Annotated in this window: 13 protein-coding genes and 1 riboswitch; of the genes, 12 read left to right on the forward strand and 1 reads right to left on the reverse strand. The window is 30.6% G+C overall.

The window, feature by feature from the left end; all coding sequences use genetic code 11:
• The first annotated feature begins 101 nt into the window (after positions 1–101).
• Complete coding sequence (locus P3X86_RS00565; protein ID WP_483290672.1) at positions 102–905, forward strand: hypothetical protein; 804 nt, start codon at positions 102–104, stop codon at positions 903–905.
• 14 nt (positions 906–919) lie between these two features.
• On the opposite strand, the gene P3X86_RS00570 is transcribed toward P3X86_RS00565, so the two are convergent.
• Complete coding sequence (locus P3X86_RS00570) at positions 920–1,420, reverse strand: CDP-alcohol phosphatidyltransferase family protein (protein ID WP_483290673.1); 501 nt, start codon at positions 1,418–1,420, stop codon at positions 920–922.
• A 353-nt stretch (positions 1,421–1,773) separates the two neighbouring features.
• On the opposite strand from P3X86_RS00570, the gene P3X86_RS00575 reads away from it, so the two are divergent.
• The 11 genes from P3X86_RS00575 (at position 1,774) to P3X86_RS00625 (ending at position 12,137) form a co-directional block, all read left to right on the forward strand.
• Positions 1,774–2,109 (forward strand): DUF3870 domain-containing protein, encoded by a 336-nt coding sequence (locus P3X86_RS00575; RefSeq protein ID WP_483290674.1) that lies wholly within the window; start codon positions 1,774–1,776, stop codon positions 2,107–2,109.
• 200 nt (positions 2,110–2,309) lie between these two features.
• A complete protein-coding gene (locus P3X86_RS00580; RefSeq protein ID WP_483290675.1) occupies positions 2,310–3,590 on the forward strand; it encodes a dicarboxylate/amino acid:cation symporter in 1,281 nt (426 codons plus the stop codon).
• Between the two features lie 33 nt (positions 3,591–3,623).
• Positions 3,624–4,982 (forward strand): aspartate aminotransferase family protein, encoded by a 1,359-nt coding sequence (locus P3X86_RS00585; RefSeq protein ID WP_483290676.1) that lies wholly within the window; start codon positions 3,624–3,626, stop codon positions 4,980–4,982.
• A gap of 54 nt (positions 4,983–5,036) precedes the next feature.
• Positions 5,037–5,852: a beta-keto acid cleavage family enzyme gene (locus tag P3X86_RS00590; protein ID WP_483290677.1), complete on the forward strand. Its 816-nt coding sequence runs from the start codon at positions 5,037–5,039 to the stop codon at positions 5,850–5,852.
• A gap of 175 nt (positions 5,853–6,027) precedes the next feature.
• A complete protein-coding gene (locus P3X86_RS00595; protein WP_483290678.1) occupies positions 6,028–7,131 on the forward strand; it encodes a GerAB/ArcD/ProY family transporter in 1,104 nt (367 codons plus the stop codon).
• Between the two features lie 289 nt (positions 7,132–7,420).
• Positions 7,421–8,026 (forward strand): class I SAM-dependent methyltransferase, encoded by a 606-nt coding sequence (locus P3X86_RS00600; RefSeq protein ID WP_483290679.1) that lies wholly within the window; start codon positions 7,421–7,423, stop codon positions 8,024–8,026.
• A 466-nt stretch (positions 8,027–8,492) separates the two neighbouring features.
• A complete protein-coding gene (locus P3X86_RS00605; RefSeq protein ID WP_483290680.1) occupies positions 8,493–8,780 on the forward strand; it encodes a hypothetical protein in 288 nt (95 codons plus the stop codon).
• 68 nt (positions 8,781–8,848) lie between these two features.
• Positions 8,849–8,959: riboswitch (TPP riboswitch) on the forward strand.
• Positions 8,960–9,108: 149 nt separating this feature from the next.
• On the forward strand, positions 9,109–9,630 hold the full coding sequence (gene thiW / locus P3X86_RS00610; protein WP_483290681.1) for an energy coupling factor transporter S component ThiW: 522 nt from the start codon (positions 9,109–9,111) through the stop codon (positions 9,628–9,630).
• 39 nt (positions 9,631–9,669) lie between these two features.
• Positions 9,670–10,977: a phosphomethylpyrimidine synthase ThiC gene (gene thiC, locus P3X86_RS00615; RefSeq protein ID WP_483290682.1), complete on the forward strand. Its 1,308-nt coding sequence runs from the start codon at positions 9,670–9,672 to the stop codon at positions 10,975–10,977.
• Between the two features lie 274 nt (positions 10,978–11,251).
• Positions 11,252–11,866, forward strand: coding sequence for an acetate uptake transporter (locus P3X86_RS00620; RefSeq protein ID WP_483290683.1), 615 nt, complete (start codon positions 11,252–11,254; stop codon positions 11,864–11,866).
• Between the two features lie 127 nt (positions 11,867–11,993).
• On the forward strand, positions 11,994–12,137 hold the full coding sequence (locus P3X86_RS00625) for a hypothetical protein (protein ID WP_483290684.1): 144 nt from the start codon (positions 11,994–11,996) through the stop codon (positions 12,135–12,137).
• Positions 12,138–12,271 lie beyond the last annotated feature (134 nt).

A 12,271-nucleotide genomic window follows, 5' to 3' on the forward strand; every position in this document is an offset into this window, starting at 1 on the left:
GGTTGTTATTGAAACGCTCCTTTAATTATAACATGTAGTATTTAAAGAGAGAATACAATATGTTATAATATTACATAGATTTTGTTGTTAGGAGGTTAAAATTGAAAACAAATAAAACACTAATAAAAATAATAGGTATATTTGCTATGTTAATACTAGTATCTTGTGTATTAATGAATGAAAGCTCGATATATTCAAATGAATTATGTAAAAATGATTATGTAACATTAGAGAAAAAAGTTATACAATCATTTGAAGAATATAATGCTTTGGATTTACCGTTAATAGGAGCAATACCACAAAAAAATATTTACCTATATGGTATAAAGCCGAGGGGAGTAGTTTTGTACATAAATGGTACAGGGTATTATAATGATTGGTCATATATTACACCAAGGTTTGTATTACCTAGACTAGAGGTAGCTGATTTTGATAAAGATAATGACGAAGAGCTAGCTGTAGTTTTATACATAGGATCAGGAACCGGTATCGCTGTTGAGGAATTGCATATAGTAGAAATATGTGATAACGAGCAAATTACAAAAAAAGAACATACTTTTTCTATAAAAGAACATATTTCTAAGCTAAAAAATATGATTAAAATTGAACAGTATATAGATAAAGGGGAGTTACGAGTAAACATTAAATTACAAGACAAATTACATAGCATAAGTTTAAAAGATCAACAAATACAAGAGAAAAATATAGAGATAGGAAAACAGCCTTATTTAGGAGACGTGGTCAGTTTTGATATTATTGATGAGAAAATAACTGCAAAATTTGGTCTTGGATTATCTATAAAATCATGGACTACACCAGTTTATATAGGCGAGGTATATGTAGAGGTACAATATAATGATGGAAAATTTAAATTAGGAGCTATCAAAATTAAGTTAGATGAATAGTAGTCCGTTCTGCCTCATGAGGTAGAATGGATTTGTTTTACTAATTCATCTACAGTTGATATACTTGCTATAATACACAATATATATATTACTAGATTACTCTGTGTATAAATGTATACTATTGGAAATGAGAATAATAATAATCCCGTGAATTTATTTAATCTAGAGTGAGCCATAAGCTTTTTGTATTTAATATAAGCAATAATAATCAAAACTAATCTAACAATGAATATAGTTATAATCCATATAATTATTACATTAGTAATTAGTATAATTGGACTAAAAATTATAAAAACTACTGTAAACATTATAAAATCGGCTATTGAATCAAGCTTTTCTCCAATTATGCTTTCAGTGCATGTTTTTCTTGCTATATATCCGTCAAACATATCACTAAGACCGCATATTAAGTATATAATATAAAATGGCATGCTAAATGGACGTATGAAAAATAAAAAGAGTGCAAGAGGTATCCTTATAATTGTAATACAATTAGCTAAAATTTTTTTATTCATAATAGACCTGTAAGATTTTATTTTTTTAAAATACATTTTTACCACATCTTTCAGTTAAAACCGGATTGATTACGATTTTATTTTATACTATAATATTAAGTATAAACTACATTAAGAGAAATATAAATATTAAAATAAATTAAGAATATTATAAAAATTTGTTGAAAAAAGTTGTTTTGCGTTATATAATATAGACATGAAAACGATTTTTTTAATAAAATTTAATATTACTGCTTTGTTCACGGTGGTATTGTAATCCAATATTGCATAGAGAATAGAATCCAGTACAGAATGATACTCTTAAGTATGAATTTATTGTGCTGTTTTTTTTATATAAAATTGGAGGTAAATTAATGAGAAAGTACAATAAAGACACGGTTTATTTTATTTCGTATGCTAAGCTACCTGAAAATATTTCTGCTGGCAAGCTTCATGGAGTAGTTGGTGTAGGACTTATAATAAATACTAAAACAGGTGTTATAGAAGATGCAGTATCTACACTTCTTACAGAAGAAGCTAAAGATTTTCTCAAAAGTATCATGATAGGTTTTAATCTTCATAAAAATGATATAGAAAATTTAGTAAATGAAATAAGTAATAGATTTCACGGAGTGTCTAGAAAAGCAGTTTGTGTAGCTCTTAAAAGCACATATGAAAAATATGAAAGTTGGAAAAATGGTTTAGAATAAAACTAAGTTAACTGCTTTATTTATTGTGATAATGTATCCCATTGTTGCGAAATAAATAAAATCCAGTACATTAATAGCTTATGCTATTTTGTGTTGGATTTTTTTATTTATATATTTTTGTTTGTCCGGACAAGATAAAAAATGCAAAGGTTTGCAAAAGTAAAAAAGTTAGTAAGAAAAATTTGAATTGGGGGTAGAATATGAAAAAAATTAAGATAAAATTATTTCACAAGATTTTTATCGGACTGATATTAGGTGCTCTAATAGGATTTATATTTAGTACTTTAGGTGGAGAGGAAAACGCTACCATTGCAAAATGTGTACCTATATTTTCATTTATGGGAGATTTATTTTTAAGATTAATAAGAATGGTTGTTGTACCGTTGGTGTTCTTCTCTATAATTAGTGGAGTTGCTAATTTAGGAGATATCAGAAAGCTTAGAAGTATTGGAATTAAGTCAATTGTATTTTTCTTTGGAACAGCGTTTTGTGCTGTAACAATAGGGCTTGTATTAGCGCAAATAATACAACCTGGTGCAGGTATTCAATTGGGTGAAATAACAAATAGCATCGAGGTTAAAGAGTTACCTGGTATAGCAGAGACTGTATTAAACTTTTTCCCTAAAAACCCAATAGAATCTATGGCAGATGGTAAAATGCTACACATTATTTCCTTTAGTGTATTCATAGGAGCGGCGCTACTTATGATGGGACAAAGAGGGAAGGAACTTATTAAATTAGTAGATGGTGCATCAGAAGTGATGTTTAAGATAACAGATATAGTTGTAAAAGTAACTCCATACGGAGTATTTGGACTTATGGCAAAAGCTACTACTAAATTTGGACTTAAAATATTTGGACCAATATCTAAATTTATAATAACAGATTACTTAGCATCTTTTATACACATAGCAGTTGTTTATTCATTGGTTTTATTCATATTTGGAAAAGTAAATCCACTCAAGTTCTACAAGAAAGCATTCCAAACATGGTTAGTAGCTTTTAGTACATGTAGTTCTATGGCTACATTACCTGTTACAATGAGAATTGCAGATGAAGAGCTTGGTATACCAAAAGAAAATGCAAGCTTCGTATTGCCATTAGGAGCTACAGCTAATATGAATGGTACATCTATATACTTTGGTATCATAGTATTATTTGCAGCACAAATATATGGAATTGATTTAAGTTTCAAAATGCAAGCGTTATTAGTATTGCAAGCAACATTACTGTCAGTAGGATGTGCTGCAGTTCCACAAGTTGGATTGTTAATAAGTATAGCATTATTAACAGGTATGGGATTACCGTTAGATGGAATAGCACTTGTAGCAGGTATTTATAGAATAGTGGATCAAGCACATACATCAACAAATGCTTTAGGTGACTTAGTTGTTGCTACTACAGTTGCTGGTATGGAAGGAGATTTAGACAGAGATAAATTTGAAAACGGTGGAATGTTTAGAAATAATAAAATAGCCTAATAACATAAAAATATATAGAAAGGGGTAAGAAAAATGAGTTTAAACAAAGCGCCAAAAAATAATGTATTTTATAGAAATCAAAATTGGCATTACCCAATGATTGAAAGAGGAGAAGGCATCTATTTATATGATAAAGAGGGTAATAAATATATAGATGGATGTTCAGGTTCTGCTGTTGCAAACATAGGTCATGGAAATAAGGAAGTTGCGGAGTTTACCAAAGAACATATGGAGAGAATAGCATTTACCCATCTTTCAAGATGGACTGTAGACTCAATTGAAAAGTGTGCTGCTAAAGTAGCAGAGTGGGCACCAGGAGATTTAAATCATGTTTATTTTGTATCAGGCGGTTCAGAATCTACTGAAACAGCTATAAAAATGGCTAGACAATATTTTATCGAGAGAGATGGTAGTAAAACTACTAAGTGGAAAGTTATATCTAAGTGGAATTCATTCCATGGGAATACAATGGGTGCGCTTTCAATGACAGGTATTACAGGTAGAAGAAAAATATATGATCCTATGTTAATTAATTTCCCTAAGATACCACAGTTTTATCATTACAGAAATCCATGGAACTGTGAGACTTTAAAAGAAACTAGTATAAGAGCAGCTAAGTCATTAGAAGAAGAAATTTTAAGACATGGAGCAGATAATATAGCAGCATTTATAACTGAGCCTGTTGTAGGATCTGCAGCACCAGGAGTACATCCTGATAAGATATATTTTGAAATGGTTAGAGAGATATGTGATAAATATGATGTCCTGTTGATAGTAGATGAAGTTATGGCTGGTTTCGGAAGAACTGGTAAGAAATTTGCGATAGAGCATTTTGAAATAGTACCTGATATCGTAACATGCGCAAAAGGAATGAGTTGTGGTTATACTCCTATGGGAGCTACGATATGTACAGATAAGATATTCAATACTATAATGGTTGAAGGTTCAGGTCATTTTGTGCATGGGCATACTTATGCAGGAAACCCATTATCTGCAGGGATAGCGAATAAAGTTATAGAGATAATGGAAAGAGAATCATACGTAGAAAATGCTGCTAAGCAAGGTGACTACTTGATGGAGAAGATACAAGATTTATTCAAATATCCAATAGTAGGAGATATAAGAGGAAAAGGCCTGATGATTGGTATAGAATTTGTTAAGAATCAACAAACAAAAGAGCCTTTTGATACTAGCATTGGAGTAAAAAGTAAAATTTTAAATAATTGTATGGATGAAGGATTGATAGTATATCCTGGCGGTGGATCAGTTGATGGAGTTAGAGGAGACCATATACTTATAGCACCACCTGTTAACATAACAAAAGAAGAAATAGATTTATTATTTGAAAGGTTAGAAGCTGGAATAAAGAAGACTTGTGAAGAAGTAAAATAATAATTCTAGCTTGTAGCTAGATTATAGATAATGAGCAGAAAGGTTGTTTGAGTTATGGAAAAATTAATTATTACGCTAGCGCATACTGGAAATGTCCCTACAAAAGAATTAAATCCTCATTCTCCTCTGACAATAGATGAGATAGTAAATGATATAAAAGTATGTAAAAAATTAGGAGCGAGTGTAGCTCATATACATGTAAGAGATGAGGATTTAAAACCGACTAGTGATAGAAAATTATTTAAAGAAGTTTTAGATAGATTAGATAATGAAAATGTAGATATCATAAAGCAAGTATCTACTGGAGCACGTGGAGGAGAGAATACGATAGATTGGAGAGGGCAAATGCTTGATCTAAATGCTCATATGGCAAGCTTATCAACAGGATCATCTAATTTTATATCAAGTGTAAATGCTAACTCTCCACAGTTGATACAATCACTTGCTAAAAAAATGTTTGATAATAATATAAAACCAGAAATAGAAGCATTTGATGTATCTATGATACACAATGCAATCAGATTAGAAAAAAAAGGTATATTAAAAGGACCGTTGCATTTTAACTTTGTTATGAACGTTCCAGGTTCTCTTCCAGGAACACCTAGAAATCTAATGTTCATGATTGACAGTTTACCAAAAGGAGCAACATGGAATGTAAGTGGTATTGGACGCTCGCAAATACAGATGATAACAATGGCAATACTCTTGGGAGGTCATGTAAGAACAGGTCTTGAAGATGTATTAAAGATGCCTGATGGAAGCTATGCGACTAATGAGTTATTGGTTAAAAAAGTTGTAAGTATAGCAAATGAGCTTGGTAGAGAAATAGCTACCGTAGATGAAGCTAAAAAGATACTCGGGTTAGTATAATTTACTAATAGAGTATTATAAAGATATGTGATAAAAGATGATATTTACTTTGAGTAGAAATCATCTTTTTTTAATACCACAATAATCTCGCAGATATGAATAAAATTGGTAATTTGACGCAAAATATATAATATTTGACTCATTGCTGTTGATATTATACCTCGGAGGATAGTTAATGAAAAAAGAAATAATAAGTGATAAACAAGGCATACATCTTATGATTTTATTCATAATGGGAAGTACCCTAGTAATGGGAATTGGTAATAAATCAGGAAGAGATTCATGGCTATCTATTTTAATCGCAATGGCATTAGTATTTCCAATGTTGATGATTTATGCTAAGACATTATCTTTATACCCTGGAAAAGATTTATATGATATTATAGAGCATGTTTTTGGAAAAGTTATAGGTAAAATAATCTCGATTTCATACATATGGTTTTCATTATACTTAGCATCGTTAATTTTGAGGAATTTTGGAGAATTTATAAGGACAGTTTCTTTGCCTGAGACTCCTATCATAGCAACGATGATAGGTTGTGGAATATTGGCTATATGGGGTGTAAAAAGTGGTATAGAAATGTTAGGCAGATGGGCCAATCTTGTTTCAATAGTAATGATTACAATAGTAATAATGACTTTATTTTTCCTATTACCGATGTTTCATTTTAATAATTTAAAGCCTGTACTATATAATGGATTCAATCCAGTATTAGATGGTGCTTTTGATGTATTTACATTCCCACTAGCAGAGTTAGTTATTTTCACTTTGTTTTTTTCTGCTTTTGGTGTTAGAAAATCTTCCTATAAAATTTATAGTTGGGGGTTGTTACTAGGAGGTCTTGTAGTTCTTGTTGTTACAATGAGTGAAATTTTAGTTTTAGGTGAAATTGAATATAAAACTGTGACATTCCCAGCATATAGCACTATCTACAAGATTAATATTTTTCATTTCATACAACGGATAGAGATAATAGTTTCAATCAATCTTTTAGCAGGAGGATTTATTAAATGTTGCATGTGTTTGCTTGGAGCATGTAATGGTATCAAAAAAGTGTTTAATTACAGTGATTACAAGTTCTGTGTGATTCCTGTTGGATTGTTGATGGTGAATTTATCGCAGCTTATATACGATGATCTCGAAGAGATGGTGGATTGGGCGTTTTATATATGGCGATATTATGCTTCTGTATTTCAGGTTATATTGCCGCTAATTATATTTGGCGGTGCAATTATTAAGAAAAGAATTGAATCAAAGAAAGATAACAAAGTAATATGAATATTTGGTGTTGTATAAACTTATGAAAATTGTTATGATTGGCTATTTAGAGAAGAGTCAATAAATATGGCAAAGCTAAGATTTGAAGAAATTTTAGAAATACCAGTGATATATTGGGACAAGCATATTTAACCTATTAAGAAATTTTAATATTTTCTTACATATTGATATCACTTTAATAGAAAGAGGTTAATGACGAAATTTATTTAGTTATATATATAGATACGGTACAATTAATATATGTAGATACGATAAATTGAATATATATTAATTACTAGGAGGTAATGCATTGAAAGTATTTAGACAAACATCACTCTATCAATTTTTATTGTTTTGTGAAAGAAAGAATATTTCTAAAAACGTTTTAGACTGTGGAGCAGGAGGGGATTTACCTCCATTAGCATTGTTTGCTCAACATGGTTATAAAACTGCTGGGATAGAGATAGACCAGAATGAAGTAATAGAAGCGAAAAAATATGGTGATAATAACAATATTTCATTAAATATTGAGCAGGGTGATATGAGAGAGCTACCATTTGAGAATGAATCATTTGGGGCAGTTTATTCATGGAACTCAATATTCCATATGAAAAAGATAGATATAGAAAAAGCGATAAACGAAATGAAACGAGTACTAAAATCAGGTGGACTAATGTATGTTAACTTGTTATCAATAGATGACGATGAGTGCGGAGAAGGAACATGTATTGGAAATAACGAATACAAACAAGAAGAAAGAGATAAGGTAGTCATACATACTTATTATGAAGATGATGAAGGAGATAAGTACTTTGATGGCATGGAGTTAGTATATAAGCAAAAAAGAGTCATATACAGAGAGTGGAAAGGTCAAAGGTATAAAATAGCTTATATTGATTATGTGATGAAGAAATAGGGGTATAAAGGGCATATCTCATGCCCAGCCCTATTTTTGTTTTATATAATTCCTTAAATCAAATGGTTTTTTTGATCTTTATTAACACCGTATATTTATCATATCTTCAAATTCAGTTCTTTTTTCTCAGTATCAATTGTCCTTATAAATATCTTTTTTAACATAAGTATATATTTATGTTGCAATTTTTTTTACTTAGCTGTTGTTTAATATCTTGTAATTATTGTGTATATTCGTATGTATAAAGGAGTTTCAAGAATCAAGAAACATTGTTGTCTTGTTGTAACCATTTTATAACCATGTAATAGACAATGCCTTTATTTGCACCAGTAATAACCATTATCCTGTTCATGAAATATCGCCACTTATTCTTTTCCTATTTAGATATGAGTAATTTTACTATAAATAAGTCCTAAATAATTACAAAAAAAGTTTATAATACATTATAAAATTAGGAAGGTGAGTTATGAAAAAATATAAATGCCCTGTATGTAAAGAACGGACAATCGATTTTACGCAAAAAAGAAAAATGTATTACAGATATAGGTGGTCTATAAAATGTAGTAATTGTAGGAGCGAATTGACGGAATCAAATATAGTTATGGTTGCATGTGGGCTATGCGGGGCAATAGCGTATTTTATTTTAATGCTTTCGTTTATACATATTATACTTAGGATTATTCTAGTTGCTCTACTGTTTAAGTTATATAATGAAATAAGCGTAAGGATATCTCCTATAGTAGTAAAAAAATAACATACAATAAAGCTATTGATTAAGTGCTATATTTATGTTACGATATATCTGATTAAAATTTAATTTAAATTTTTGGCTAGGGGGGCTGATGTTTGTCAGCTGAGATAAAGAACTGTATTCTTTGACCCTGTTAACCTGATCTGGTTAGTACCAGCGGAGGAAAGCTTATTTATGATGTATTAAAATTAAGGCAATCCTTTTGGATTGCTTTTTATTTTGAAGTTATACTAAAAACAATGCTTAGAAATAAAAGATAATATCACTTTACTTCTATATCTAATACTTCATGTATAAGCCTAAATTTATTTCATAAGAAGGAGAGACATAGATGAAAAATAAAAAACTTATGTTAAGCGGATTATTAGCCACGATAGGTGTTATTTTAAGTCCATATTCTATACCTATTGGGATAGCTAAATGTTTTCCTTGGCAACATCTAATAAACGTGTTATCAGCAGTTTTATTAGGACCTTATTATGCTATAGGACAAGCGTTTGTAATATCAGTTTTACGTAATATTTTAGGATTAGGGACTTTGCTTGCATTTAGTGGTAGCTTGTTTGGAGCGTTATTGGCTAGCTTACTATATAAAAGATTCCCGAAAATATACATAGCTATTATAGGAGAATTAATAGGAACAGGTATCATAGGTGCTATAGCTTCATATCCAATAGCAAAGTTGCTTATGGGTAAAGAAATAGCTGTGTATGGATTAGTTATACCATTCATGGTAAGTTCCTTTGGTGGGACAGTAATAGCGTTTATAGTTTTAGAGATGTTTGGATTAAAGAGAATTATTAATAGCAGTTTTAATTTATACAGTAAGGAGAGTAATAACAATGTTAATTAGTCATTATAATCAAATCTAAAGAAAGAAAGGAAGTAGTATATGAATTATACAACACAAATGGATGCAGCTAAAAAAGGTATAGTAACAAAAGAGATGAAAATAGTAGCACAAAAAGAAAATATAAGTGAGCAGGTACTGATAGATAAAATAGCTAAAGGTACCGTAGTAATACCAGCAAATAAGAATCATGTAAATATAAATCCGGAAGGAGTGGGAGAGGGTTTAAGAACCAAAATAAACGTGAATCTAGGGATATCAAAGGACAGTTATGATATAGAGAGAGAAATAGAGAAAGTAAAAGTAGCAATTGACATGAATGTAGAATCAATAATGGATTTAAGTAATTATGGAAAAACTGCTGAATTCAGAAGAAAGTTAGTAGATATATCACCAGCGATGATAGGTACAGTACCAGTATATGATGCTTTAGGTTTTTACGAAAAAGAGTTAAAGGATATAACTGCAAAAGAATTTTTAGATGTAGTTGAAAAGCATGGAAAAGATGGAGTAGATTTTGTAACTATACATGCAGGTATAAACAAAGAAACGGCGGATACGTTTAGAAGAAATCCGAGACTTATGAATTTAGTTTCAAGAGGTGGCTCGTTGATGTTTGCATGGATGAGACTTAATAACAAAGAAAATCCATTCTATGAGTACTACGATGAATTATTAGAAATATGTGCTAGATATGATATAACGATAAGTTTAGGAGATGCTTGTAGACCAGGAGCAATAGCAGATTCAACAGATGCAAGTCAGGTTAAAGAGCTTATTGTATTAGGAGAATTGACTAAAAGAGCATGGGCTAAAAATGTTCAAGTTATGATAGAAGGGCCAGGACACATGGCAATAGATGAAATAAAAGCAAATATGTTATTAGAAAAAAGGCTTTGCCATGGAGCGCCATTTTATGTACTAGGACCTTTGGTAACAGATATTGCACCAGGCTATGATCATATAACAGGGGCTATAGGAGGCGCAATTGCAGCAGCAAGTGGAGCAGACTTCTTATGCTATGTTACACCAGCAGAGCATCTTCGTTTGCCAACTGTGGAGGATATGAAGGAAGGAATCATAGCTAGTAAAATTGCTGCACATGCTGGTGATATAGGAAAGAAGCTACCAGGTGCTAGAAAATGGGATAACCAGATGAGTCTTGCAAGGCAACAACTTGATTGGAGTAAAATGTTTGAGCTTGCTATAGATCCAGTAAAAGCAAAGGCTTACAGAGAAAGTTCAAAACCAGAAGACGAAAAGTCATGTTCAATGTGTGGTAAGATGTGTGCTGTTCGTAATTTAAATAAAGTTTTAAATGGAGAAGATATTAACATATTAAGAGACTAGTATATTGAATCTAAGGCTATCATATTTATTGATAGCCTATTATTTAGACAAGAATACATTATTGAGAGCTACTATAATTTTTGTTGTTCACTTATAAAATGAATAAGGATATGTCCCAAAAAGTTGTAATTGATTATTTATTTTTATTTAAACGTATATTACGAGAGGAGTATTTATAAAGACTAAAAAAATTTGATAAAATACTAAAAAGACCTTTAAATATGTATAAAAATATGATAATATGTCGCAGTATACTATTTTAAGGAGGTTTAATGTGAACAATAAACAAACTAATGAAATTAAGATTATAACTGCTGATCCTTCTGCTTTAGGATTATTTGGACTAGCTATTGTTACCTTGGTAGCATCAAGCCAAAAACTAGGCTGGACAAGTGGAACCGCTTTCATAATTCCTTGGGCTATATTTTTAGGAGGTTTTGCACAGTTATATGCATGTGTAAATGATGCAAAAAAGAACAATGTATTTGGAGCTACTGCATTTGGAGCATATGGTTTATTCTGGTTAGCAGTTGCATCATCTTGGATGATAAAAGCTGGAGTATTTGGAGAAACGCTAATGGATGGAATAGATGGTAAACAGCTAGGATTTGCTTTTATAGGATATTTGATTCTTACTTTAGTATTGACTATAGGAGCTATGGAGACACACAAGGTATTATTCACTATATTCGTTTTAATAGACCTACTGTTTATAGGGTTATCTTTTTCAACACTAGGTATAGCTGAACATGCTATGCACAAATTAGCAGCTTACTCAGAGCTTGCGATATCTATAACAGCGTTCTATGGATTTGCTGCAGCAGTACTAAATGGGCACTTTGGAAAAGAATTTTTACCAGTTGGGAAACCATTTGGAATATTTAAATAATATTATAAAAAGAATACAAGTTATATAGGCTAAAGCTGTCAAAGATTTTGACAGTTTTTTATTTGGAACAAAATTCCTTTTAAAACCATCATAATATTAAAGTAAAAAAATAAAAGGAGTTGGTTATATGAAAAAATTACAAAAGAAATTTGATTTAGGACTAGAAGTATATGTTGATTTTATGTGCTGCTGTGGTTGTCATAAGGTGTTAGATGATCCTGAAGTGATAGATGATAGTAACAATCTAAAATTTGTATACGTTCCTGAATAAATCAATTTCTTAGTATTAATATCTATTTAATTAGACCGCTAAAATAATGTTGGAAAGGTGTATAAAGAGATTAATTAAAAAAGTGAAAAAGTCTCTTGAGAAATTTGCATGTACAAGATGAATTTGTAGGTAAT

The organism is Abyssisolibacter sp. ZYX002, from assembly GCF_056892235.1.

Bases quoted from the DNA above. Each gene is read 5' to 3' on its own strand.
- P3X86_RS00570 (WP_483290673.1), bottom strand. From the start codon at position 1,420: ATGAATAAAAAAATTTTAGCTAATTGTATTACAATTATAAGGATACCT.
- P3X86_RS00575 (WP_483290674.1), top strand. From the start codon at position 1,774: ATGAGAAAGTACAATAAAGACACGGTTTATTTTATTTCGTATGCTAAG.
- P3X86_RS00580 (WP_483290675.1), top strand. From the start codon at position 2,310: ATGAAAAAAATTAAGATAAAATTATTTCACAAGATTTTTATCGGACTG.
- P3X86_RS00585 (WP_483290676.1), top strand. From the start codon at position 3,624: ATGAGTTTAAACAAAGCGCCAAAAAATAATGTATTTTATAGAAATCAA.
- P3X86_RS00590 (WP_483290677.1), top strand. From the start codon at position 5,037: ATGGAAAAATTAATTATTACGCTAGCGCATACTGGAAATGTCCCTACA.
- P3X86_RS00595 (WP_483290678.1), top strand. From the start codon at position 6,028: ATGAAAAAAGAAATAATAAGTGATAAACAAGGCATACATCTTATGATT.
- P3X86_RS00605 (WP_483290680.1), top strand. From the start codon at position 8,493: ATGAAAAAATATAAATGCCCTGTATGTAAAGAACGGACAATCGATTTT.
- thiW (WP_483290681.1), top strand. From the start codon at position 9,109: ATGAAAAATAAAAAACTTATGTTAAGCGGATTATTAGCCACGATAGGT.
- thiC (WP_483290682.1), top strand. From the start codon at position 9,670: ATGAATTATACAACACAAATGGATGCAGCTAAAAAAGGTATAGTAACA.
- P3X86_RS00625 (WP_483290684.1), top strand. From the start codon at position 11,994: ATGAAAAAATTACAAAAGAAATTTGATTTAGGACTAGAAGTATATGTT.